The organism is Nonomuraea aridisoli, assembly GCF_003236395.1.
GTDB classification, from domain to species: Bacteria; Actinomycetota; Actinomycetes; order Streptosporangiales; family Streptosporangiaceae; genus Nonomuraea; species Nonomuraea aridisoli.
Genome location: NZ_POUD01000148.1, coordinates 1 through 21,761, shown reverse-complemented (window position 1 = coordinate 21,761; position 21,761 = coordinate 1). Strand labels below are relative to the sequence as shown.

The 21,761-nt window shown below is 73.1% G+C and carries 25 protein-coding genes, 1 tRNA gene and 1 pseudogene; 21 read left to right on the top strand and 6 right to left on the bottom strand.

The features are described from left to right. From C1J01_RS29265 to C1J01_RS29255, 3 genes are all read left to right on the top strand, one after another. Window positions 1–518: D-arabinono-1,4-lactone oxidase (locus C1J01_RS29265; protein WP_328589687.1), on the top strand; the 518-nt coding region annotated here is incomplete at its 5' end. Window positions 519–609: 91 nt separating this feature from the next. Next, entirely contained in the window at window positions 610–1,392 is a 783-nt protein-coding gene (locus C1J01_RS29260) for an LLM class flavin-dependent oxidoreductase (RefSeq protein WP_111182193.1), read from the top strand. A 36-nt stretch (window positions 1,393–1,428) separates the two neighbouring features. Continuing rightward, window positions 1,429–1,821, top strand: a complete 393-nt coding sequence (locus tag C1J01_RS29255; RefSeq protein ID WP_111182189.1) for a DUF3224 domain-containing protein — start codon at window positions 1,429–1,431, stop codon at window positions 1,819–1,821. Between the two features lie 267 nt (window positions 1,822–2,088). Here C1J01_RS29255 and C1J01_RS29250 read toward each other — a convergent pair whose 3' ends face one another. After that, window positions 2,089–2,760 carry an SDR family NAD(P)-dependent oxidoreductase gene (locus C1J01_RS29250; protein ID WP_111182188.1) on the bottom strand — a complete coding sequence of 224 codons (672 nt, stop codon included), beginning with the start codon at window positions 2,758–2,760 and terminating at the stop codon, window positions 2,089–2,091. An 80-nt stretch (window positions 2,761–2,840) separates the two neighbouring features. Between C1J01_RS29250 and C1J01_RS29245 the strand changes: the two genes are divergently transcribed. From C1J01_RS29245 to C1J01_RS29205, 9 genes are all read left to right on the top strand, one after another. After that, a complete protein-coding gene (locus tag C1J01_RS29245; protein WP_111182187.1) occupies window positions 2,841–3,377 on the top strand; it encodes a TetR/AcrR family transcriptional regulator in 537 nt (178 codons plus the stop codon). Between the two features lie 64 nt (window positions 3,378–3,441). Then, complete coding sequence (locus C1J01_RS29240) at window positions 3,442–4,527, top strand: N5-glutamine methyltransferase family protein (RefSeq protein ID WP_111182186.1); 1,086 nt, start codon at window positions 3,442–3,444, stop codon at window positions 4,525–4,527. Window positions 4,528–4,605: 78 nt separating this feature from the next. Then, entirely contained in the window at window positions 4,606–5,625 is a 1,020-nt protein-coding gene (locus C1J01_RS29235) for a type III polyketide synthase (protein WP_111182185.1), read from the top strand. After that, entirely contained in the window at window positions 5,625–6,134 is a 510-nt protein-coding gene (locus tag C1J01_RS29230; RefSeq protein ID WP_111182184.1) for an isoprenylcysteine carboxyl methyltransferase family protein, read from the top strand. The genes C1J01_RS29235 and C1J01_RS29230 overlap by 1 nt, the downstream gene beginning before the upstream one ends. Beyond that, window positions 6,131–6,673 (top strand): TIGR03086 family metal-binding protein, encoded by a 543-nt coding sequence (locus tag C1J01_RS29225; RefSeq protein WP_111182183.1) that lies wholly within the window; start codon window positions 6,131–6,133, stop codon window positions 6,671–6,673. Before C1J01_RS29230 ends, C1J01_RS29225 begins: the two co-directional genes overlap by 4 nt. A gap of 128 nt (window positions 6,674–6,801) precedes the next feature. Beyond that, window positions 6,802–8,253, top strand: a complete 1,452-nt coding sequence (locus tag C1J01_RS29220) for a vWA domain-containing protein (protein ID WP_111182192.1) — start codon at window positions 6,802–6,804, stop codon at window positions 8,251–8,253. Between the two features lie 30 nt (window positions 8,254–8,283). Further along, window positions 8,284–9,129 (top strand): alpha/beta fold hydrolase, encoded by an 846-nt coding sequence (locus tag C1J01_RS29215; protein WP_111182182.1) that lies wholly within the window; start codon window positions 8,284–8,286, stop codon window positions 9,127–9,129. 46 nt (window positions 9,130–9,175) lie between these two features. After that, window positions 9,176–9,248 (top strand) — tRNA-Ala (locus tag C1J01_RS29210). A gap of 94 nt (window positions 9,249–9,342) precedes the next feature. Next, on the top strand, window positions 9,343–10,221 hold the full coding sequence (locus tag C1J01_RS29205; RefSeq protein ID WP_111182181.1) for a bifunctional helix-turn-helix transcriptional regulator/GNAT family N-acetyltransferase: 879 nt from the start codon (window positions 9,343–9,345) through the stop codon (window positions 10,219–10,221). On the opposite strand, the gene C1J01_RS29200 is transcribed toward C1J01_RS29205, so the two are convergent. From C1J01_RS29200 to C1J01_RS29190, 3 genes are all read right to left on the bottom strand, one after another. Next, window positions 10,218–11,078, bottom strand: coding sequence for a pyridoxamine 5'-phosphate oxidase family protein (locus C1J01_RS29200; protein ID WP_181449024.1), 861 nt, complete (start codon window positions 11,076–11,078; stop codon window positions 10,218–10,220). The two genes, C1J01_RS29205 and C1J01_RS29200, sit on opposite strands and share 4 nt — an antisense overlap. After that, the gene (locus C1J01_RS29195) at window positions 11,078–11,521 is read right to left on the bottom strand and encodes a VOC family protein (protein WP_111182180.1); all 444 of its coding nucleotides are present in this window, start codon (window positions 11,519–11,521) and stop codon (window positions 11,078–11,080) included. The genes C1J01_RS29200 and C1J01_RS29195 overlap by 1 nt, the downstream gene beginning before the upstream one ends. Window positions 11,522–11,606: 85 nt before the next feature. After that, on the bottom strand, window positions 11,607–12,188 hold the full coding sequence (locus C1J01_RS29190; protein ID WP_111182179.1) for a CGNR zinc finger domain-containing protein: 582 nt from the start codon (window positions 12,186–12,188) through the stop codon (window positions 11,607–11,609). A gap of 192 nt (window positions 12,189–12,380) precedes the next feature. Here C1J01_RS29190 and C1J01_RS53215 point away from each other — a divergent pair. Then, a pseudogene (locus C1J01_RS53215) lies at window positions 12,381–12,476 on the top strand (FAD-dependent monooxygenase); the annotation flags it as partial. 46 nt (window positions 12,477–12,522) lie between these two features. Continuing rightward, the gene (locus C1J01_RS52490) at window positions 12,523–12,795 is read left to right on the top strand and encodes an aromatic-ring hydroxylase C-terminal domain-containing protein (protein ID WP_181449025.1); all 273 of its coding nucleotides are present in this window, start codon (window positions 12,523–12,525) and stop codon (window positions 12,793–12,795) included. 1 nt (window position 12,796) lies between these two features. Here the strand turns inward: C1J01_RS52490 and C1J01_RS29180 are convergent, their stop codons facing one another. Then, complete coding sequence (locus tag C1J01_RS29180; RefSeq protein WP_235854740.1) at window positions 12,797–13,744, bottom strand: GlxA family transcriptional regulator; 948 nt, start codon at window positions 13,742–13,744, stop codon at window positions 12,797–12,799. Window positions 13,745–13,815: 71 nt separating this feature from the next. Between C1J01_RS29180 and C1J01_RS29175 the strand changes: the two genes are divergently transcribed. Both C1J01_RS29175 and C1J01_RS29170 read left to right on the top strand, forming a co-directional pair. Then, window positions 13,816–15,081, top strand: a complete 1,266-nt coding sequence (locus tag C1J01_RS29175; RefSeq protein WP_111182177.1) for an MFS transporter — start codon at window positions 13,816–13,818, stop codon at window positions 15,079–15,081. Next, on the top strand, window positions 15,078–15,734 hold the full coding sequence (locus C1J01_RS29170) for a peptidyl-tRNA hydrolase (protein WP_111182176.1): 657 nt from the start codon (window positions 15,078–15,080) through the stop codon (window positions 15,732–15,734). Before C1J01_RS29175 ends, C1J01_RS29170 begins: the two co-directional genes overlap by 4 nt. Here C1J01_RS29170 and C1J01_RS29165 read toward each other — a convergent pair. Next, entirely contained in the window at window positions 15,724–16,692 is a 969-nt protein-coding gene (locus C1J01_RS29165) for a DUF3616 domain-containing protein (protein ID WP_111182175.1), read from the bottom strand. The two genes, C1J01_RS29170 and C1J01_RS29165, sit on opposite strands and share 11 nt — an antisense overlap. Before the next feature lie 167 nt (window positions 16,693–16,859). Here C1J01_RS29165 and C1J01_RS29160 point away from each other — a divergent pair, with 167 nt between their 5' ends. The 5 genes from C1J01_RS29160 to C1J01_RS29140 all read left to right on the top strand — a co-directional run bounded on the left by C1J01_RS29160 (window position 16,860) and on the right by C1J01_RS29140 (window position 21,752). Continuing rightward, complete coding sequence (locus C1J01_RS29160; protein WP_111182174.1) at window positions 16,860–17,711, top strand: hypothetical protein; 852 nt, start codon at window positions 16,860–16,862, stop codon at window positions 17,709–17,711. A gap of 36 nt (window positions 17,712–17,747) precedes the next feature. Continuing rightward, the gene (gene ftsH, locus C1J01_RS29155; RefSeq protein ID WP_328589686.1) at window positions 17,748–19,736 is read left to right on the top strand and encodes an ATP-dependent zinc metalloprotease FtsH; all 1,989 of its coding nucleotides are present in this window, start codon (window positions 17,748–17,750) and stop codon (window positions 19,734–19,736) included. Between the two features lie 67 nt (window positions 19,737–19,803). Beyond that, a complete protein-coding gene (locus C1J01_RS29150) occupies window positions 19,804–20,403 on the top strand; it encodes a DUF937 domain-containing protein (protein ID WP_181449023.1) in 600 nt (199 codons plus the stop codon). Between the two features lie 16 nt (window positions 20,404–20,419). Continuing rightward, window positions 20,420–21,001 (top strand): Maf family protein, encoded by a 582-nt coding sequence (locus C1J01_RS29145; protein ID WP_111182172.1) that lies wholly within the window; start codon window positions 20,420–20,422, stop codon window positions 20,999–21,001. A gap of 10 nt (window positions 21,002–21,011) precedes the next feature. Then, complete coding sequence (locus C1J01_RS29140; protein ID WP_235854739.1) at window positions 21,012–21,752, top strand: EI24 domain-containing protein; 741 nt, start codon at window positions 21,012–21,014, stop codon at window positions 21,750–21,752. Window positions 21,753–21,761 lie beyond the last annotated feature (9 nt).

The following is a 21,761-nucleotide window of genomic DNA, read 5'->3' as shown; positions in this document are numbered from 1 at the left end:
GCCCCGCCGACGGCCCCCGCCACCCGCTGCCCGGCATGCCGGCCGACAGCTGCACGCAGCAGCTGGGCGTGCCCGGCCCCTGGTACGAGCGGCTGCCGCACTTCCGCGCCGACCAGGAGCCCAGCGGCGCCGGCGACGAGCTGCAGTCGGAGCTGCTGCTGCCGAGGGAGCACGCGGTCGCCGCGCTGCGCGCGCTGTTCGCGATCGGCGAGCGCATCCGGCCGGTCCTGCACATCTCCGAGGTGCGCTCCATCGCCGCCGACGAGCTGTGGCTCAGCCCGTTCCGCGGGCGCGACGCCGTGGGCGTGCACTTCACCTGGAAGAAGGACGTCGCCGGGGTGATGCCGGTGCTGGAGCTGGTGGAGGAGACGCTGGCGCCGTTCGGGCCGCTGCCGCACTGGGGGAAGCTGTTCACCCGCCGGCCCGCGTGCCCGGACGACTTCCGGGAGCTGGTGCGCCGGCTCGACCCGGACGGCAAGTTCGCCAACGACTTCACCCGGCTACTGCTGGGGGAGTAGGCCGGCTCCGGCGTCGTGCGCCCCCCGGCGTACGCGGTCACCGGTCCGCGAGACGATGCGGCGGGCCCGCCTGGCGGGCGATCGTGAGGGCATGACGCATCATCCGTTCAGGTTCGGCGTGGTCGCCGGGCAGGCCCCCGACGCGGCCACGTGGACCGGCCTGGCCCGCCGGGCGGAGAGCCTCGGCTACGCGACCTTCCTGGTGCCCGACACGCTGGGCACACCCGCGCCGTTCACCGCCGCCGCCGTCGCCGCGACGGCCACCACGACCCTGCGCGTCGGCACGTACGTGCTCAGCGCCCCCAACCGCACGCCCGCGGCCGTGGCGTGGGAGACCGCCACCCTGCGGACGCTCACCGGCGGCCGGTTCGAGCTGGGCCTCGGCGCGGGCCGGCCGGACGCCGAGCACGACGCGGCCATGCTCGGCGTCGCGTTCGGCACGCCCGGCCGGCGTATCGAGCGGCTCTCCGAGACCATCGACGCCGTCAAGGACGTGCGCATCGTGGTGGCCGCGTCCGGCACCCGGCTGCTCAGGCTGGCCGGGCAGAAGGCCGACACCGTGGCGCTGGGCGTGCCGCCGGCGACCACCGAGGAGCAGGTGGCGGCCAAGGTCGACGAGCTGTACGAGCTGGCCGGCGACCGCTTCCCCGCACTGGAGCTCAACATGAACCTGGCCTGCGCCGGGTCCGAGCCGCCGGACTGGGCGCTCGCCCGGTTCGGCCGTACCGGCACCGGCATCCTGACCGGGACCGCCGCCGAGATGGCCGGCACGCTCCTGCGCCGCAGGGACCGGCTCGGGGTGTCCTACGTGACGGTGAACGCGCAGTTCATGGACGCGCTCGCGCCTGTCGTGGAACGGCTGACAGGTACCTGACGTGATGTGACAGGTATGGCTGCCATGCTCCTTCCCATGACCGCAATGGGAACCTTCGAGACCGCCGGGTGGACCCCCCAACCGCCGTTCGACGACCGCGACGGCGTCACGCTGGGGGTCGTGACCCTGACCAAGACCTTCGAGGGCGACCTCACCGGCACGAGCCTCGTCACCATGATGGTGGCGACCACGCCGGAGGAGGACTCACGCTCTTATGTCGCGCTCGAACGCGTCGAGGGCACCCTCGACGGCCGGACCGGCAGCTTCGTCGTCCAGCACGACGCGGTGAGCGACCGGGGCGAGCAGTCGCTGCGGGTCTCCGTCGTGCCCGGCTCGGCGACCGGCGAGCTGCGGGGGCTGCGCGGCCGCCTCGACATCACCATCGACCCCGACGGCACCCACCACTACACGTTCGACTACACCCTCTGACGGCCGGCCGCTCGTCCGGGCGGACGGAAACTGACGGGGGCGCATCACCGGATGCCAGATGCCGTACGTGACCACCCTCCCGTCCCGACGGCGGCCAGGCCGGTCGGTGAAGCCCCCGGGACGTAACCTGGCCGTCCGCGCGGACCTGTCCTGGAAAGGGCAACTGCACGAACGCCGGCACCTGCCCTGAGCCGACCGGTACTCGACCGACTGGAACGGCCCCGTGCACGGCCGGTGGAGGGGATCTCTCACACCGTATGCCGGAGATCAGCGAGCGGAGATGGCGGCCTGGACGGTGGCCAGGTCGCCGAGGATCACCTCGTGGCGGTCGCGGCCCGCGTGCAGGTTCCAGTGGGTGCCGGCGACGGACTCCGGGGCGGCGGGGGAGCCGGGGGCGACGGCGGCGGCGATGGCCACGTGGCCCACGTGCACGCCCCTGGGCGCCAGCACCTCGGCCAGCGACAGGACGTAGGTGCGCAGGCCGGCCGCCGCGATGCCGATGTTGCCCAGGAACGGCAGCGGGTGCACGGCGGAGATGCCCGAGGTGAACAGCAGCGTGCCCGAGCCGCGCTCCAGCATGGCCGGCAGGACGGCGCCCACCGCGGTCACCGCCCCGAGGACCGCGCCGTCGAACGCGTCCTGGGCGCTGCGCCTGGTCACCTCCAGGACGGGCGTCAGGGCCCGGGCCGTGCCCGCGCCGTTGTAGACCAGGACGTCCACGGGGCCGATCCGGTCGAGGGCGTGGGACAACGAGGTCTCGTCGGTCAGGTCGCCCGCGTGGCCGGTGGCGCGCACGCCCTCGGCCGCGAGTCGTTCGGTCAGCGGCGTCAGGTGCCGCTCGTTCCTGGAGACGAGGGCGACCTCGAACCCTTCCGCGCCGAAGCGGCGGGCCACCGCGAAGCCGATGCCGGGTCCCGCGCCGATGACGGCCGTCTTCATGCCTGACTCCTTAAGTCGAGGGGATGCCTCAGGTTAACACGAATATGAGGCAATGCCTCGACTTCGCTAGAGTTCATGCCATGGAACGCCCGCTCCGCCGTGACGCCCAGCGCAACCGCGACGCCCTCGTCGCCGCAGCCCGCGAGGTGCTGGCGGAGAGGGGGCTCGACGCGCCGCTCGAGGCCGTGGCCAAGCGGGCCGGGCTCGCCATCGGCACCCTCTACCGGCACTTTCCCGAGCGCGGCGACCTGATCGACGCGATCGTCGGGGAGAAGGTGACCGGCTGGATCGAGCTCGCGCAGGAGTCGCTGGAGCTGCCGGACCCGTGGGAAGGGCTGGTGAGCTTCCTGGAGAGGACGTGCGAGCTGCAGTCGCGCGACCGGGCCTTCACCGAGCTGGCGTGCCTGTCGCACCTCGACGACCGGGCCGAGGTCAACCGGCTGATCGAACGGCTCGTGGCGCGGGCCCGGCGGGCGGGCTCGCTGCGGGAGGACGTCGGGGTCACCGATCTGGCGCTCTTCGTGATCGCCAACTCCCGGGTGGCCGAGGTGGACCCCGGCCGGTGGCGCCGCCACTTCCACCTCATGCTCGACGCCCTCCGCCCTCGGAGCGAGTAGCCCGTACGAGAGCCGGGGAAAAGCAGTGGCCGTGCGGCGTGACTCGTGAAACGGTCGGGGTCTGATGATCCGGTGGACCGAGGCGGGGGTTGAGCGATCGGCGCTCTGGCGTTCGGCGCTGGGGGCGCCGCCGCCCGGGCGCGTCGTCGTGGCCGACGACCGGATGCGGGCCGCCACCGCGTACCGGCTCGCCTGTGAGGGCACCGCGCTGCTGTGGCGCGGTGACTTCCACAACGCGCGGCAGCTGCTCGCCGCGCTCGGCCGCCGCTGCAGACAGGCCCCTGCCGGCGGCGGCTTCCACCGCCACCGCCAGGCCCGCGCGCAGCGCGCGCACACCCTCGGCATGCTGCTCGTCCCGTACGCCGAGGGGCACGTCGTGGCGCTGCCCCGGGCGCCGGACGTCCGACAGGCCTGCGCCGAGGTGTACGGCCCCGACGCGCCCCCGGCGGTCGGCCCGTTGCGCGAACTGCTCGGCGTGATCGGCGCGCACGAGTGGCGCACGAAGGGCGTGCACGTCCCGGCGCTCGGCGCCCGCGTCCACCCCCACTACGGCGTCTTCCCGCCGACCAGGGCCGAGTACGCCGACCTGGTCGCCCGCGCGCCGCTGCCCGGTGACCGGCTGGCGTTCGACGTCGGCACCGGCACCGGCGTGCTGGCGGCCGTGCTGGCCCGGCGGGGCGTCCGCCGCGTCCTGGCCACCGACATCGACCCGCGGGCGGTGACCTGCGCCGAGGACAACGTCGCCCGCCTCGGCCTGACCGGCCGGGTCGAGGTGCGGCGGGCCGACCTCTTCCCGCCGGGCCGCGCCTCCCTGGTCGTCTGCAACCCGCCGTGGCTCCCCGCCAAGCCCGTCTCCCCGCTCGACCAGGCCGTCTACGACCCGGGCGGCCGCATGTTAGGCGCCTTCCTGGCCGGGCTGCCCGAGCATCTGGAGGCGGCGGGCGAGGGCTGGCTCATCCTGTCCGACCTGGCCGAGCACCTCGGCCTCCGCACCCGTGCCGAGCTGCTGGAGAGCTTCGCGCGGGCAGGGCTGCACGTGGCCGGCCGCCTGGACACCACCCCGCGCCACGACCGCCCCCGCGACTCCGCCGATCCGCTCCACGTGGCCCGCTCCGCCGAGGTCACGTCCCTCTGGCGCCTGACCCCCTGATCCCGCTCACCGGAGGGGCGCGGCCGGCGTGAAGCGGTTCGTATGTTAGGCGGCCCTGCTTTGCGGCAGGAGAGATATATGCATATTGCGGGGGTACAGACCGTTTTGCCCGATCACCGCTACGAGCAGGCGGAGATCACCGAGGCGTTCTCCCGGCTGACCGAATGCGACGAGGAACTGCTGAAACGATTCCACGCGGCCACCGGTGTCCAGGGACGCAACCTGGCCCTCCCGCTGGACGGATACGCCAAGCTCGACTCGTTCGCCCGGGCCAACGACGCGTACGTCGAAGTCGCTCTGGACCTCGCCGAGCAGGCCATGCACGGCGCGCTGAAGAAATCGGGCATGCGGCCCGAGAAGATCGACCACCTGGTGTTCTGCTCCACCACGGGCCTTGCCACGCCGTCGCTCGACGCGCGGCTGGCGCAGCGGGTGGGGTTGCGTCCCGACGTCAAGCGGGTGCCCGTGTTCGGGCTGGGCTGCGCGGCGGGCGCGTCCGGGCTCTCCCGGCTGCACGACTACCTGCGGGGCTGGCCCGACCACGTCGCGATGCTGGTCTGCGTGGAGCTGTGCTCGCTGACCATCCAGCGCGACGACACCTCGATCGCGAACCTCATCGGCAGCGGTCTGTTCGGCGACGGCGCGGCGGCCGTCGTGGCCACCGGGCGCGGGCGCGGCCCCGAGGTCGTCGCCACCCGCAGCAGGCTCTACCCCGGCACCGAGCACCTCATGGGCTGGGACGTCGGCGAGCGCGGCTTCCGCATCGTCCTGGACGCGGAGCTGACCGGCTTCGTCGAGCAGGTGCTGGCCGAGGACATCAAGCGGTTCCTCGCCGACTACGGCCTGACGCCCGACCAGGTCCCCACGTGGATCTGTCATCCCGGCGGCCCCAAGGTCATCGAGAAGATCGTGGACACGCTCGGCATCCCGCCGCGGGCCCTCGACCTGACCTGGCGTTCGCTGCGCGAGCACGGCAACATGTCGTCGGTCTCGGTGCTGCACGTGCTCCAGCAGACCCGCGGCCGCTCCGGCGCCCCGGCGGTCCTGATGGCGCTGGGCCCCGGCTTCTCCGCCGAGCTGCTCCTGCTGCACTGGTGATGGCGTACGCGCTGCTCATCGGCCTGGTCGTGCTCGAACGACTGGCCGAGCTCGTGGTGGCCCGCCGCAACCTGGCCTGGGCCAGGTCGAAGGGCGGCGTCGAGTACGGCAGGCGTCACTACCCGTGGATCGTCGCCGCCCACGTCGGGCTCCTGGCGGCGGCGCCGGCCGAGGTGTGGCTGCTGGACCGGCCGTTCGTGCCGGCGCTCGGCTGGCCGATGCTCGCGGTCGTCGTCCTGGCCCAGGGGTTGCGCTGGTGGTGCATCGGCACGCTCGGCCGGCGGTGGAACACCCGCGTCGTCGTGGTGCCCGGGATGCCGCTGGTCGAGCGGGGGCCGTACCGGTGGCTGCGGCATCCCAACTACGTCGCCGTGGTCGCGGAGGGGATCGCGCTGCCGCTGGTCCACGCGGCGTGGCTGACGGCACTGGTGTTCACCGTGGTGAACGCGGTCCTGCTCACGGTTCGCGTACGCGTGGAGGACTCGGCCCTGGCACTCTGTAGGTCATGAACGAGATGCTGACGATGATGCGCGGGGCCGCCGAGCGCACGTCCGCGCTGGTCGAGAGCCTGCGCGACGACGAGCTGGGGCTGCCCACCCCGTGCGCCGAGTATGACGTCAAGGCTCTGCTCGCCCACCTGGAGTGGGGCGCCGACCTGTTCGTGTCGCTGGCCGACGACGGCGGGATGCCCCCGCAGAAGGAGTACACCGGCGACTTCCGCGAGCGGGCCGAGCGCATGCTCGCCGCCTGGGAGAAGCCCGAGGCGTGGGAGGGCGCCAGCCGGACGATGGGCCTGCCGAAGCCGGTGCTCGCCAACATGGCGCTGACCGACCTGGTGGCCCACGGGTGGGACCTCGCCAAGGCGACGGGGCGTGACTACGGGGTCGAGGAGAGGACGGCCGCGGCGTTGCTGGAGTTCGCCTCGAAGATGGCGCCGACGGGCCGTGAGAGGGGCGCGTTCGGGCCGGAGGTGCCGGTGCCGGACGACGCGCCGGTGCTCGACCGGTTCCTCGGCGTCATCGGGCGCGACCCGGCCTGGAAGCCGTGATCCGGCCGTTCTGACCGCCGGGGGCCGGCGGTCGCGTGATCACGCGTTGATCGCGGTTCGTGCTCACTTGCGTCACCGGCCCGGCCATCGCGTACGGCGCTCCGTCGTACGCGATGGAGGTGGTTGAGATGAAATTTCGCCCTTTAGTGGCCGGGATCGGATTAGTCTCCCTGCTCGGCCTCGCGGCCTGCGCCGGAGAGAGCTCCAGCAGCGGCGCCCGCGCCCCCGTCAGCCAGGATGCGCAACGCAACTCACCGGCCACCGAGCCCGCGGACGGCGAGCAGGACACGACCACCGCGCAGATCTCCACGTTCGCCCTCGACGTGGACACCGCCTCGTACGGCTACGCCCGCCGCGCCCTCCAGGAGGGCCGCCGTCCCGCGCCCGCCGAGATCCGCCCCGAGGAGTGGGTCAACGCCTTCCGCCAGGACTACGCGCAACCGCCGGACGACGGGTTCACCGTGCACGTGGACGGCGCCCGGCTGCCCGGTGACGAGGCCGTGCTCCGCGTCGGCCTGCAGACGCGCTCCTCGGGTGCGGCCGAGCGGCGGCCCGCCAACCTCACGTTCGTGGTCGACGTGTCGGGCTCGATGGCCGAGGCCGGCCGGCTGGACCTGGTCAGGTCGGCCCTGCGCACCCTGCTCGACGAGCTCGGGCCGGGCGACCAGGTGTCGATCGTCTCCTTCAGCGACGAGGCCGAGGTGCTGGCCTCGATGACCCCGCTGACCGCCAGGGACGAGCTGTCCGCCGCGGTGGACCGGCTCGTCACCCAGGGCGGCACCAACCTGGAGGCCGGGCTGGTGGCCGGCTACGAGGAGGCGTCGAAGGGGTTCCGCACGGCCGCCACGAACCGCGTCGTCGTGCTCTCCGACGGCCTGGCCAACCAGGGCAGCACGCAGTGGCAGGCCATCCTCGACCGGGTCGAGGAGCACGCCGCCCGCCGCGTCACGCTGCTCACGGTCGGCGTCGGCCGCGAGTACGGCGACGAGCTGATGGAGCAGCTCGCCGACAACGGCGACGGGCTGGCGGTGTACGTCGCCACCGAGGAGGAGGCCGCCGAGGTCTTCACCACGAAGCTGCCCGCCACGATCGAGCTCCGGGCCCGCGACGCCAAGGCCCAGGTCGTCTTCAACCCCTCGGTCGTCGAGAATTACCGCCTGGTCGGCTACGAGAACCGCGCCCTCGCGGCCGAGGAGTTCCGTGACGACAGCCGCGACGGCGGCGAGATCGGCCCCGGCCACTCCGTCACCGCCCTGTACGCGCTCACGCTCAAGCCCGGCGCCGACGGCCAGCTCGCCCAGGCCACCGTGCGCTGGCAGGACCCCGACACCCGGGCCGCCTCCGAGGCAGGCGCCACCCTGGGCTCGGGCGAGCTGGCCGCCTCGCTCACGGACGCGCCCCTGCGGCTGCAGGTGGACGTGGTGGTGGCCGCGTTCGCCGAGCACCTGCGCGAAGGGAAGGCGTTCGGCCTGGACCTGGCCGCGCTGGGCGAGCACGCGGGACGGCTGGCCCCCGCCACCGAGGACCCCATGGTGGCCGAGCTGCGCACGCTCATCGACCGCGCGAAATCCGCTGGCTGACGGCGGGGCCCGTCCGGCAGGCTGTCCGGCATGGAGATCACGCCTCCCGCCCGGCTCGGCCGGGTCACGCTGCCCGGCGGCCGGGCGCTCGGCTGGGCCGAGTGGGGCCCCGCGTCCGGCACACCGGTCGTGCTCTGCCCCGGGGCGGGCACGAGCCGGTGGCTCGGCTTCGGCGCCGGCGTCGTCGAGGAGCTCGGCGTCCGGCTCGTCTCGTTCGACCGGCCGGGGCTCGGCGCCTCCGACCCCGACCCCGGCCGCACGCTCGAGTCCTGGCCCGCCGACGTGGCGGCGGCCGCGCGGGAGCTCGGGCTCGGGGAGGTGCGGGTGGTCGGGTTCTCGCAGGGGGCGCCGTTCGCGCTGGCGTGCGCGTGGATCGCGCGGCGGGTGGCGATCGTGTCGGGGGCCGACGAGGTCGCCTCGCGTCCCGAGGATCTCCCGGAGGGGCTGCGGGAGCTCGTGGAGCTGACGGCCGCCGACCCGGCGCAGGCCGAGGCGGTCTTCGCCCGGCTCACGCCCGGCGCGTTGTGGGACATGATCGTGCCGGGCGCTCCCGCCGCCGACCGGGCCGTCTACGAGCGGCCCGCCTTCGCGCGCGCCTATCGGCAGGCCATGGAGGAGGCCTTCGCCCAGGGGCCCGGCGGGTACGCCCGCGACACCGTGCTGGCGATGGGCCGCTGGCCGTACGCGCTGGAGAAGGTGCCGGTGCCCGTCGACCTCTGGTACGGCGAGCTCGACGCCTCCCATTCGCCCGACCGGGGAGAGACCCTCGCCCGGCGCATTCCCGGCGCCCGCCGCCACCTCGTGCCCGGCGTGGGCGGTGCGGTGTTGTGGACGCACGCCCGCGAGATCCTCCGCACGCTCTTGGGCGATTCGTGACTGTGCTCGGAGGGGCGCGAAGTGGGCTACACTCGTACACGCACGAGGGGCTATGGCGCAGTTGGTAGCGCGCCTCCATGGCATGGAGGAGGTCTGGGGTTCGAATCCCCATAGCTCCACACCCTTCACGAAAGGCCGTCCCCGTCACCGGGGGCGGCCTTTCGTCATGCCAGGGGCCTTTCCGGCCCCTAGATCTCTGACTAAGGTCAGAGAATGAGCGACACAGCGGTGGTCCGGCGCTTCCAGCGCACGGTGACGCAGCGGATCGGCGCGCTCGAGGACGGCTTCCTGGCCCGCGGCCGCCCCCTCGGCCAGGCGCGGGTGTTGTGGGAGATCGGCGAAGGCGTCGAGGTGCGCGCGCTGCGGGCCCGGCTCGGGCTCGACTCCGGCTACCTGAGCAGGCTGCTGCGCGCGCTGGAGGCGGAGGGGCTCGTCGTGGTCGAGGGCGGCGGCGCCGACGGACGGGTGCGCACGGCCCGGCTCACCCCCGCCGGGATCGCCGAGCGCGAGGAGCTCGACCGGCGTTCCGACGAGGCCGCCGCGGAGGTCCTCGCCCCGCTGCCCGCGGCCCAGCGCGACCGCCTGGTGGCCGCCATGGCGGAGGTCGAGCGGCTGCTCACCGCCTCCATGGTGACCGTCGAGGCGCTCGATCCCGGCCACCCGGCCGCCCGGCGCTGCGTCGAGGCGTACGTCGCCGAGCTGGGCCGCCGCTTCGAGAGCGGGTTCGACCCGGCGCGCAGCCTCTCCGCCGAGGACGACGAACTGCGGCCGCCCGCGGGCATGCTGCTCGTCGCCACGCTGCACGCCGAGCCGGTCGGCTGCGTGGCCGTCAAGCTGCACCCCCGCCAGAGCATGGCCGAGATCAAACGGATGTGGGTGGATCCGTCCGTACGCGGGCTCGGCCTGGGACGCAGGCTGCTCGCCGAGGCCGAGACCCGCGCGGCCGGGCACGGCGTGCGCACGCTGCGGCTGGAGACCAACCGGGCGCTGGCCGAGGCCGTCGCGCTCTACCGGGCGTCCGGATACCTGGAGGTGGCGCCGTTCAGCGAGGAGCCGTACGCGCACCACTGGTTCGCCAAGCGCCTCCGCTAGACCGGCGGGTTGAAGCGGTGGTAGCCGGGGGCCGTCCAGGCCGACGGGATCGTGCCGGTCAGGTGGACGTACTCGTCCAGCTCGAAGCGCACCACCCGCCGGTCGCCCCATTCCACCTCCGCCCGGCCGGTGAGCTGGAGCGTCTCGCCGCGCTCCCAGCCGGCGAACAGCAGCCCGGCCGCCGGGTCCAGCTCCAGGTTCCCGAGCGTCATGAACATGTTGTTGCCCTGGTAGTCGGGGAACTCCAGCGTGTGCGGCCCGGTGACCCGGACGAAGCCGGGGTTGCCGCCCCGGTGCGACACGTCCGCGCCGAAGCCCTCGGCCCGCGTGGCGATGAAGAACGTGTCGGCCGCCGTGATCCAGGCCTGGTGCGAGCCCTCCAGAGCGGTCCCGCGCACCGGCGCGGCGGGTGTGCCGGGAGCCGAGGTGGGTTCGCGGGTCTGGAGGTACTTGGGGCAGTTCGCGTAGACCTGCTCCGTACGGACGACGAGAGAATCCCCGGCCTGTACGGCGGTGCCGTTCACGCGCATCCTGCGCCGGGTGCGCGGCTCGATGGCCAGCAACCCGAGGTCGCGCTCGCTCGTGAACAGCCCGTGCAGGGGATCACCCGAGGCGGGCAGGGCGCGCAGCACGATCGTGCGCTCGTCCCGCGGGTCCGCGAAGCCCGCGGGCCCCGTCAGCGCGCCCGCCCAGACGCGCCCATGGTCGTCGGCCGCTCCGGCGACGACCATGCGCTGACCGCGGAGGAACTCCGCCGCCACCTCGGGGATCTCCGGACGGGTGCGCGAGCTGCCGTGCGAGCCCTGCCGCACCCCGGCCCGCCGCTGCGCGGCGACCTCTCCCGGATGCGTCCTCATTAGAAGAACCCGCAGGTCGGCGCGCCCGCGGTGGGCGCGGGCCGGTCACCGGCGGCGTCGGGGGCGAAGATCTCCAGCCTGATGCCGTCGGGGTCCTCGAAGAACACGCCGCCCGACGAGGCGCCCTCACCGTGCGGCACGACGCCGTCATGGTGGATCTTCGCGCCGAGATCCCGGATCACCGTCTCGGCCCGCCGCACCGCGTCGAGGTCGGGCACCTGGAACGACAGGTGGTGCAGCCCGGGCAGCCCGGCGGCGAAGCGGCTCTCGCTCTGCTGCCACAGGGTCAGCACGAGCGTGCCGTCCTGCGCCAGGAACGCGTAGCGCCGTCCCTCCTCCCGGGACTCGCCCGCGACGGCGAAGCCGAAGACCCGCTCGTAGAACTCCCTGGACCTGTCGAGGTCGGTGACGTTGAGCCCGATGTGCCCGGTCTGAAAGGACATGCTCTTCTCCTCTAACGCATGATCGGCCGTCTTGCCGTTAGAAGAACTATAACGGCAAGACGGCCGGTCTGGCGTTAGAAGACGGCTATTTCTTGTGTTCCCGGTAGTGCCGGGCCGCCCGGGCGCGATTGCCGCACGCGGTCGAGCACCACTCCTGGCGTGGGTGCTCCTTGACGAAATAGAGCACGCAGCGGGGCGCCTGGCAGGTCCGCAGCGACTCACGTTCGGGCCCGGCGAGGAACTCCACGGCGGCCGCGGCGAGCCGGCCGCGCAGGCGGGCTGACTCGTCGCCCCCGGTGGTGACTGTGGACAGGGAGGGCTCGTCGTCCCAGGCGAGTTGCGGGGCCGTGGGGGCGGCCAGCGCGGCGGCGTTGACCAGCGCCAAGGACTCCTCGAACGCGGGCAGGGCGGCGGCGTCGGCCCGGCTCGGCGGGCCGGGCGCCACGGCCCTGGCGAACAGCGCCCGCACGGCCTGGCGCAGGCGCACGGTCTCCTGCCGCAACTCCTCCGAGGCGGTGAACCCGGGGCCGAACCCGGGGCCGGCGCCCAGGTCGGCGGCGTGCTCGCGGACCCAGGCGGTCATGCCGTCCGCGTCCGACAAGAGGTCGATCTCTCCGGTGCGGTCGGCCCTGACCGTGCTGACGAATTCCAGGGCGAGGAAGGACATGCCTCCAATCTAACGCCGCCTTCCCCCGGCATCCGTTAGACGCGCAATCGTTGCGTGATCAGGAAATTGCGTGATCCGCAACTTCTGGCCGCCCTCCGGCTGGCCCTCGAACGCGGCCTGGAGCACGTACGCGTCGAGGACATCGCGGCCGAGGCGCGGGCTGCCCACCCCTTCGACCTGAGGAGACCTCCCATGCACACCGACGTCGTCATCGCCGGCGCCGGCCCCAACGGGCTGATGCTCGCCTGCGAGCTGAGCCTCGCCGGGGTCCGTCCCACCGTCGTCGAGCGCGCCCGCCCGCCGCCGCATCGCCGCCCTGCTGGCCGGGTCGGACGTGACGTACGCGATGCCCGCGCCGCCGCACCCGCTGGTCGGCCGGTTCCTGCCCGAGCTGCCCGCCGGGCCCGCCGCCCGGGCCAGGCCCGTGCTGCTCTCCCCGGAGCAGGGCGTGCGCGTCCGCCACGGGCGCGTCGAGGTCGTGCCCGCCGACGGGCCCGAGGCCGTGCTCGTCCGCCCCGACGGCTACGTCGCCTGGGCCGGCACCCCGGACGAGAGCCTGGAGCGTGCCCTCGCGACCTGGTTCGCCGAGAGCCTGGAGGCCGTCTAGCTCAGTCGCGCCGGAACGTCCGCCGGTAGGCCAGGGGCGGCACGCCGACCGCCGCGTGCAGGTGCTGGCGCAACGAGACCGCCGTGCCGAACCCCGACCGCCTGGCCACCTCCTCCACGCCGAGGTCCGTCGTCTCCAGCAGATGACGGGCGTGCTGCACCCGCTGCCGGACCAGCCACCGCCCCGGGCTCATGCCGGTCTCGTCGCGGAAGCGCCGGGTGAACGTGCGCACGCTCATCCGGGCGTGGCCGGCCAGCGCGTTGAGGTCGAGGGGGACGTCGAGGTGGGCCAGCATCCAGGCGCGGGTGGCCGCGGTGCCGCCGCCGCCCTGGGGGAGGGGCCGGTCGACGTACTGGGCCTGGCCGCCCTCCCGCCACGGCGGCATGACGCAGCGCCGGGCCGTGCGGTTGGCCACCTCGCTGCCGTGGTCGCGCCTGACCACGTGGAGGCACAGGTCCAGGCCCGAGGCCACCCCGGCCGAGGTCAGCACGTCGCCGTCGTCCACGAACAGCACGTCCGGATCGAGCCGGACCTTGGGGAACAACCGCGCGAAGCGGGCGGCGTCCCGCCAGTGGGTGGTGGCCGGGCGCCCGTCGAGCAGCCCCGCCGCCGCGAGCACGAACGCGCCCGTGCAGATCGACATGATGCGGGGCCTGTCCCGCAGAGCGTCCCTGAGCGTGGGGGAGATGGTGCCGTGCCGCAGCGGAGCGCCCGCGTGGATGCCGGGGACCACGACGGTGTCGGCGGTGTCGAGCACGTCGAGGTCGTGGTCGGGCTGGACGGTGTAGCCGGCCGAGCAGCGCACCGGCGCGCGGCCCTCGGAACAGGTGACGACCTCGTACAGCTTCTCGCCGGACGGTGTCTCCGCCGACCAGAACACCTGGCCGGGCACGCCGAGGTCGAGCGGTGCGAAGTGGTCGAGCACGACGACCGCGATCCGATGCGTCATGGCCGGATTCTTGCACATATTGGCTTTCAGGCCACTCGTGCCCCTAGAGCTGGATAAATAAGGATTGGCGGATGACCGTCAGCGTTCCCCCTTCCACCCGGCGCGGCCTCCACCGGGCCTGGTACGTCGCCGCCGTCGCCTTCGTCGCCATCCTGGGCTCGGCCGGCTTCCGCGCCACCCCCGGCGTGCTCATCACCCCGCTGCAGGAGGAGTTCGGCTGGACGGCCGGCACCGTCTCGTCCGCGGTCTCGGTCAACCTGGTGCTCTACGGCCTGACCGCCCCCTTCGCCGCCGCCCTCATGGACCGCTTCGGCATGCGCCGCGTGGTCGCGGCCGCGCTGCTGCTGATCACCGTGGGCAGCGGGCTCACCGTGTTCATGACGGCGAGCTGGCACCTCCTGCTGCTGTGGGGCGTCTTCGTGGGGCTGGGCACGGGGTCGATGGCGCTGGTGTTCGCCGCGACGGTGGTGGACCGCTGGTTCGTCCGGCACCGCGGCCTGGTCACCGGCGTGCTCACCGCGGCCGGCGCGACCGGGCAGCTCGTCTTCCTGCCCGTGCTCGCCCAGCTCGCCGAGGGGCCGGGGTGGCGTTACGCCTCGCTGACCGTGGCCGCCGCGGCGCTGGCGGTGGTGCCGTTCGTGTGGTGGCTGCTGCGCGACCGTCCCGAGGACGTCGGCACGACCGCGCTCGGCGCGGACCCGGAATCGGTCCGCACCGAACCCGCCCGGGTCAACGCGGCCGTGCGGGCCGTCACCGTGCTCGCTGCGGCGGCCCGTACGCGGCCGTTCTGGCTGCTCGCGGCCGGGTTCGCGATCTGCGGGGCGAGCACGAACGGCCTGGTCGGCACCCACTTCATCCCCGCCGCCCACGACCACGGCATGGCCGAGCCCGTCGCCGCCGGGCTGCTCGCCATCATCGGGATCTTCGACATCGCCGGAACGGTCGCCTCCGGCTGGCTCAGCGACCGCATCGACCCCAAGCTGCTGCTCGGCGTCTACTACGGGCTGCGCGGCCTGTCGCTGATGGTGCTGCCCGGCCTGTTCGCCGCCACCACCGAGCCCAGCATGCTGATCTTCATCGTCTTCTACGGCCTGGACTGGGTGGCGACCGTGCCGCCCACGGTGGCGCTGTGCCGGCGGATCTACGGGCCCGACGGGGCCGTGGTGTTCGGCTGGGTGTTCGGCTCCCACCAGGTCGGTGCGGCCATCGCCGCCGTCGGCGCCGGTCTCACCCGCGACCACCTCGGCGCCTACGACCTCGCCTGGTACGCCGCCGGCGCCCTCTGCCTCCTCGCCGCCGGGCTCTCGCTGGCGATCGGGCATGCTAGAGGGCGATGAACGAGCTCTATGTGCTGCCGCTGATCGTCAGGATCGAGCGCGCCACGCCCCCACAGCGCACCGACGCGCTGGAAGCGGCCGCCATGGCCGTGCTGAGCCTGCTCGACGACCCCGGCGAGTGGGCCGCCGACCTGCACGCCTGGCAGTCCACCGGCAAGATCCGCAAAGTCGTCCGCCGGGCCAGGGGCGCCGAATGGCGCCGCGCGCTCGCGCTGCCCGGCCGGACGATCGAGCACCGCACGGCCGAGGTGCGCGTCCACCCGCCCGTCCCGCTCGACGCCTGGCCGCGCGACCTGGCCCGCCTCCAGGTGTCGGGCACGGAGCTGACCGACACCGCCGAGCCGCCGCCCGCCGGGCCGCCGGTGTTGTGGGAGAACCCGCGGCTCGGCATGTCGGCGGGCAAGGCGATGGCCCAGGCGGGGCACGCCGCCCAGCTCGCCTGGTGGGCCAGTGACGCGGCCGAGCGGGCGGCCTGGCGCGAGCGCGGCCTCGCGGTGTCGGTGCGCACCTCGCCCACGCAGGACGATTTCGACACCCTGGCGGCCGCCGGACTGCCGGTGGTGCGCGACGCCGGATTCACCGAGATCGAGCCGGGCTCGTGCACGTTCGTGGCCGACGCGCCCTGGCTCGCCGCCCGCGTCGCTAGACCGTGAACACGTCGGCCAGCACGCCGCCCGCCGGGGTGATCCGCGCGGGCGACGGGCTGTCGTAGACGACCATCAGGCGGCCGTCCGGCAGCCGCACGAGGCCCTCGGGGTGGTCGCAGCCGACGCCGTACGGGAGGTCCAGTACGGTCTCCAGCGCGTCGGCGGGCACCGCGCCCTCACGTCCCGGCCCGGGACGCCAGCGCATCACCCGCACCGGCCCGTCGAGGTCCATGGTCGGCCCGGTGAGCAGCAGCAGCGCGTCGCCGTCGGGGCACATGTCGCGCACCCCGAGCCCGCCGAGCGCGAGAAAGTGCTTGCGGTACGGCTCCGCCATCCGCAACCGCCCCCTGCCGGCGTCCTCCAGCCGCAGCTCCAGCACCACCGCCCAGCCGCGCAGCACCGGCCCGCGCAGCCCCAAGTAGACCCGCCCCGACAACACGGCGATGCCCTCGACGTCGAACCCGTTGTCCTTGCCCGGCAGCGCCAGGAACGGCGCCAGATGCCGGTCGTCGCGCAGGTGGGCGGTCAGGTTGCGCGAGCCGGCCAGGATCGCGCCCCGCCCCGGCACGCCCGCCTCGTCCACGGGGAGGCGTACGACGATGAAGCGGTTCTCCTCCCTGACCACGGTGGCCAGCCGGTCGGCGGCCTTGGCCGGGTCCTTCGACTTGACCCGCCGGCGCTTGAGGCTGTGGGAGCCGACCAGCCACAGGTGGCCGTCGTCGAGGGCCATCCCCTCGATGTCGGCCTCGTCGTGCGGTCCCGCGGGGAGGGCGACGTGGTCGGCCAGCGCGAACGTGCGCTGCTCCCCGTAGTGGTCGCCCGTCCAGGTGAGGTGCTCGAACGTGGCGGTCTCGTCGCCGGCGACCCACAGGCCGGTGCGGCTGAGCCGGATCGCCGAGAGATTCGTATGCGTCTCGGCCGCCCGGGAGGCGTGGTCGAAGCGCAGCTCAACCTGATGCACCACGCCATGATTGCACTTCGGTCGCTTCAACAGCGCATTGGCGGGATATGTCGTACGCTCCCGTCGTGCTCCAAGGGGAAGATGAGATCAACGGTTCCGGAGTGAGAACGACGGGCAGGCCTAGAATCCCTGCTTCTCCGCCCAAACGCTCCCGCATCGGTGACATCCGCATGCGGGTGGTGTACCGGGGGATCGCCGTGGTCGCCGCCGTCGTGGCCGTCGCCGTGACGCTGACCGTGGTGCTGCTCCCGTCGGAGCCGGACGAGGTCGTCGCGCGGCCGGTCACCGCGCCGCCGGCCGCGGCCCTCCCGTCCGGCTCCGCACCGGCCTCCGGCTCCGCGCCCAGCGCCGCGTCGGTCTCCGTCTCTCCCGTGGCGTCTCTGTCGCCTGTGCCGGCGTCCGCCTCGGCGGCGCCCTCGTCGACTCCCTCGTCGACCTCCTCGTCCGTGTCGGCCACGCCGACGCCCGGCGCGTCTCTCGCCCCCGGCTACACGGCCATGGAGGCCCTGCACGCCGACCCGCGCCTCGCACCGCTCACCGACGACGTCAGGCGCATGGCCCTGCGCGCGACCGGCGGGCGGGCCCTCAAGGACAGGCGCACGGGGCTGGCCGCGCCGAAGCTGCCCCGGCCGTGGAAGACGTACGGGCCGGCGCCGTTCACGACCAGGCAGGTGCTGCCGCCGCAGCGGGGCACGAAGCTGCGCGGCATGTTCGTCACCTGCCCGCTGCCGATCATGGAGCAGGAGTCGCCCCGCGACACCGCCCTGCTGGCCGCCCGCTGGACGCTCAACCACCACCCAGAAGGCTCGAAGATCAGCTGGCTCGCGTCCCAGCCGGTCAAGAACGGCTGGATGCTCGTCTACCGCGTCACGTACGGCAGGCACAGCTCCCGCGCGGCGGTCGTCGTCATGGACGGGGGAATGAGCAAGCCCGGTTTGGCGTTCGTCACAGTGCCTGACTCGCAACGCAGACATTGGCGTGACATCGGCCGCGTGGCCGCGGGGGTGCGTGTTCTAGGCTAGAAAGATCATTGATGCGGCGATGTGGGGAGTGACGCCGTGGAACGCTCTGGACCGCCGCAGGCTCAGGACAAGGGCAAGGGCAAGCCGCCCTGGCGCTCGGAGGGCCTGCCAGGCACGCCCGGAGGAAAGCCCAAGATCAACTGGTGGCGATTCGTCGTCACCCTGCTCGTCGTGTACGCGGCCTTCTTCGTCGTGTCGTCGTTCGTCGACAACGAGTCCGTCGAGACGATCTCCTACACCGAGTTCACCAAGCAGGTGAACGCCAAGAACGTCAAGGAGATCTACGCCCAGGGCCTGTCGGTCGAGGGCGACCTGCGCTCGGCGGCCAACAACCCGGAGAGCGGCGAGTCCTACGACAAGTTCGCCACCGAGATCCCGGCCTTCGCCAACACCGACCAGCTCGACCAGCAGCTCGCCAACGGGCAGGTCGAGATCACCTCTCAGCCCATCACCCGCGGCTTCTTCTCCAATCTGCTGCTGTCGCTGCTGCCCGTGCTGCTGCTGGCCGGCCTGTGGATCTGGATCATGCGGCGCGGCGCCAGCATGATGGGCGGCGGCGGTCTCGGCGGGCTGGGCAAGTCGAAGGCGGCCAAGCCGGTCGAGGCCGGGCAGGTGCGCGTCACGTTCGATGACGTCGCCGGCATCGACGAGGTGGAGAACGAGCTCGTCGAGATCGTCGACTACCTCAAGGACCCGGGCAAATACCGCCGGCTCGGTGCGAAGCTGCCCAAGGGCGTGCTGCTCGCCGGCCCTCCCGGCACCGGCAAGACGCTGCTGGCCAGGGCGGTCGCGGGCGAGGCCAAGGTGCCGTACTTCTCGGCCAGCGCCTCCGAGTTCATCGAGATGATCGTCGGCGTGGGCGCCTCGCGGGTGCGTGACCTGTTCGAGGAGGCGCGCAAGGTGGCGCCGTCCATCGTCTTCATCGACGAGATCGACGCCATCGGCCGGGCCCGCGGCGGCGCGGGCGGCGTCGGCGGCCACGACGAGCGTGAGCAGACGCTCAACCAGATCCTCACCGAGATGGACGGCTTCTCCGGCGCCGAGGGCGTGATCGTCATCGGCGCGACCAACCGTCCCGAGATCCTGGACCCGGCGCTGCTGCGTCCCGGGCGCTTCGACCGCACGGTGCAGGTGGGCCTCCCCGACGCGGCCGGCCGCACGGCGATCCTCGTCGTGCACACCCGCGGGGTGCCGCTCGACGCCGAGGTCGGCCTCGACCAGCTCGCCAAGACCACCCCGGGCATGACCGGCGCCGACCTGGCCAACCTGGTCAACGAGGCAGCGCTGCTGGCCGCCAAGCGCGGCAAGGAGAAGGTCACGATGGCCGACTTCACCGACGCGCTGGAGAAGCTGCAGCTCGGCGCGGCCCGCAGCATCGTGATGCCGGAGGAGGAGCGCACGCGCACCGCCTACCACGAGGCCGGCCACGCGCTGCTCGGGATGCTCCAGCCGGGCGCCGACCCGGTCAGGAAAATCTCGATCATCCCGCGCGGCAGGGCGCTCGGCGTCACGCTGTCCACCCCCGACACCGACCGCTACGCCTACGACGAGCAGTACCTGCGCGGGCGCATCACCGGCGCGCTCGGCGGCATGGCGGCCGAGCAGGTCATCTTCGGCGTCATCACCACCGGCGCCGAGAACGACCTCGAACAGGTCACCATGATCGCGCGCGGCATGGTCGGCCGGTGGGGCATGTCGGAGAAGGTCGGGCCGCTGACCATCCTGTCCAACGACGGCCAGCCGCCGCAGGCCTCGCCCGCCACGCTCGCCACCGTCGACGAGGAGGCGCGGCGCATCGTGGACGAGTGCTACGACCGCGCGGTCCGCATCCTGACCGACAACCGCGACAAGCTCGAGGCCATCGTGGCGGCCCTGCTGGAGCACGAGACGCTCGACGAGGCCGACGCGTACGCGGCGGCGGGCCTGCCGCGCTCGGTGGCCGCCGACGAGACGCCCGAGTTCCCGGCGTCCGCGAACGGACAGGCGATCCCCGGCGGAGAGCCCGCCGGTTTTCCGAAGAATTAGGACAAAACGGACGTTGCTTCAGCTCCCCCGAGGGAAGTCTTCCGGGACGAGGGATCGGGGGACTGTCGTGACACTGCATGACGAGCTTCTCGCCGGGCTCGGAGACTCAGGACTGGAACAGGTCGCAGGCATGCTCGACACCGACACGCTCGCGGCCCGCAACGTCCTCGAGGCCGTGTCCGGCGCGATCGTCGGCGGCATGGCGCGCAACGCCGAACACCCGGACGGCGCCGAGGCCCTGCGCGGGGCGCTCGACGACCACATGGACACCGACCCGTTCAACGGCGACGTCGCCTCGCTGACCCGCGACGGGCACAGCATCCTCGGCCACGTCCTGGGCGGCCAGGGCACCGAACAGGTCGCGGCCGGCCTGGCCAAAAACGCCGGTGTCGGCACCGGCGCCGTCATGAGACTGATGCCGCTGCTCGCCCCCATGGTGCTGTCCCTGCTGGCCAACCGCGCGACGGACCGCGACATGGACGCCGCGGCCCTCGCCGACGACCTCCACCGCGAGCAGGCGTCCCTGCCCCACGACCTCGCCGACCTGCTCGACGGCATGCTGGACGACATCTTCGGCGGCAGGACCCGGCGCGGCCTGTACGAGTTCGGCGACGCCGACCGGACCGAGCACCAGGTGACACCTGGCTCGCCGAACCCCGACTGGTGACCGGTAGGCTTGTTCGGTGATCGTTCTGGCCTCTGCCTCCCCTGCCCGCCTGGCGCTGCTGCGCGGTGCGGGCCTCGACCCCAAGGTGATCGTCAGCGGCGTCGACGAGGACGCCTACTCCGCCCACACGCCGGCCGCGCTCAGCCTCGTGCTGGCCAAGGCCAAGGCCGAGGCGGTGGCGAGCGGTTTGGAAGAGGGGCTGGTCATCGGCTGCGACTCGATCCTGGAGCTCGACGGCCGCCCGTACGGCAAGCCCGCCTCCGCCGAGGAGGTCGTGGAGCGCTGGCGGCTGCTGCGCGGGCGCACGGGCCGGCTCGTGACCGGCCACTGCCTGATCGACGTGGCCGCCGGCCGCCAGGTGGCCGAGGTCGCCACCACCGTGGTGCGCTTCGGGCAGCCGTCCGAGGAGGAGATCGCCGCCTACGCCGCCACCGGTGAGCCGCTGGGCCTGGCCGGGGCGTTCAGCATCGAGGGGCGCGGCGGCTGGTTCGTCGAGGGCATCGAGGGCGACCACGGCAACGTCCTCGGCCTCTCGCTGCCGCTGCTGCGCGACCTGTTCGCCGAACTCGGCTACGCGGTGACGTCGTTCTGGCGCTAGCCTGCCGGGCATGCGATCACTGCGCGACTTCGCCGCCGGCGTCGGCTTCTTCGTCCAAGGCTTCGGATGGGTGTCCAGGCACCCGCGGTGGTGGCTGTTCGGGCTGATCCCCGCGGTGATCGCGTTCGCCGTCTACGTGGTGGCGCTGGTCTTCCTCGGTACGAACGCCGGCGATCTGGCCGCGTTCATGACGCCGTTCGCCGACTCGTGGAGCTGGCGGGAGGCGTTCCGCGCCATGGTGGGCGTCGCCCTGTTCCTGGGCGGACTGGCGGTGGCGGTGCTCACGTTCGCGGCGGTCACGCTGACCATCGGGGAGCCGTTCTACGAGCGGCTGTCGTCGGCGGTCGACGTGCTGGAGGAGGAGGACGAGCAGCCGTGGTGGCGCACGCTGCCCCGTTCGATCCGCGACAGCCTCGTCACGCTGTTCTATGTGCTGATATTTACGATTCCGCTGTTCTTTCTCGGGTTCATCCCGGTCGTGGGGCAGACCGTCGTACCGGTGTTAGGGGCTCTGGTGTCCGGCTTCTTCCTCACCGTGGAGCTCACGACCCTGGCGCTGGAGCGGCGGGGAAGGGCGCGCAAGCAGCGGTTCGCGCTGCTGCGGGGGAACATGGCCAGCACCCTGGGCTTCGGCGTTGCGGTGTTCCTGCTGTTCCTGATCCCACTGGTGGCGGTCATCGCCATGCCCGCCGCAGTAGCCGGCGCCGCCCTCCTCGTCCGCACCCGCATATCTCCCACCCCCGACCACTGACCCACCACC

Bases quoted from the DNA above. Each gene is read 5' to 3' on its own strand.
- C1J01_RS29260 (WP_111182193.1), top strand. From the start codon at position 610: ATGACGCATCATCCGTTCAGGTTCGGCGTGGTCGCCGGGCAGGCCCCC.
- C1J01_RS29255 (WP_111182189.1), top strand. From the start codon at position 1,429: ATGACCGCAATGGGAACCTTCGAGACCGCCGGGTGGACCCCCCAACCG.
- C1J01_RS29250 (WP_111182188.1), bottom strand. From the start codon at position 2,760: ATGAAGACGGCCGTCATCGGCGCGGGACCCGGCATCGGCTTCGCGGTG.
- C1J01_RS29245 (WP_111182187.1), top strand. From the start codon at position 2,841: ATGGAACGCCCGCTCCGCCGTGACGCCCAGCGCAACCGCGACGCCCTC.
- C1J01_RS29240 (WP_111182186.1), top strand. From the start codon at position 3,442: ATGATCCGGTGGACCGAGGCGGGGGTTGAGCGATCGGCGCTCTGGCGT.
- C1J01_RS29235 (WP_111182185.1), top strand. From the start codon at position 4,606: ATGCATATTGCGGGGGTACAGACCGTTTTGCCCGATCACCGCTACGAG.
- C1J01_RS29230 (WP_111182184.1), top strand. From the start codon at position 5,625: ATGGCGTACGCGCTGCTCATCGGCCTGGTCGTGCTCGAACGACTGGCC.
- C1J01_RS29225 (WP_111182183.1), top strand. From the start codon at position 6,131: ATGAACGAGATGCTGACGATGATGCGCGGGGCCGCCGAGCGCACGTCC.
- C1J01_RS29220 (WP_111182192.1), top strand. From the start codon at position 6,802: ATGAAATTTCGCCCTTTAGTGGCCGGGATCGGATTAGTCTCCCTGCTC.
- C1J01_RS29215 (WP_111182182.1), top strand. From the start codon at position 8,284: ATGGAGATCACGCCTCCCGCCCGGCTCGGCCGGGTCACGCTGCCCGGC.
- C1J01_RS29205 (WP_111182181.1), top strand. From the start codon at position 9,343: ATGAGCGACACAGCGGTGGTCCGGCGCTTCCAGCGCACGGTGACGCAG.
- C1J01_RS29200 (WP_181449024.1), bottom strand. From the start codon at position 11,078: ATGAGGACGCATCCGGGAGAGGTCGCCGCGCAGCGGCGGGCCGGGGTG.
- C1J01_RS29195 (WP_111182180.1), bottom strand. From the start codon at position 11,521: ATGTCCTTTCAGACCGGGCACATCGGGCTCAACGTCACCGACCTCGAC.
- C1J01_RS29190 (WP_111182179.1), bottom strand. From the start codon at position 12,188: ATGTCCTTCCTCGCCCTGGAATTCGTCAGCACGGTCAGGGCCGACCGC.
- C1J01_RS29180 (WP_235854740.1), bottom strand. From the start codon at position 13,744: ATGACGCATCGGATCGCGGTCGTCGTGCTCGACCACTTCGCACCGCTC.
- C1J01_RS29175 (WP_111182177.1), top strand. From the start codon at position 13,816: ATGACCGTCAGCGTTCCCCCTTCCACCCGGCGCGGCCTCCACCGGGCC.
- C1J01_RS29170 (WP_111182176.1), top strand. From the start codon at position 15,078: ATGAACGAGCTCTATGTGCTGCCGCTGATCGTCAGGATCGAGCGCGCC.
- C1J01_RS29160 (WP_111182174.1), top strand. From the start codon at position 16,860: ATGCGGGTGGTGTACCGGGGGATCGCCGTGGTCGCCGCCGTCGTGGCC.
- C1J01_RS29140 (WP_235854739.1), top strand. From the start codon at position 21,012: ATGCGATCACTGCGCGACTTCGCCGCCGGCGTCGGCTTCTTCGTCCAA.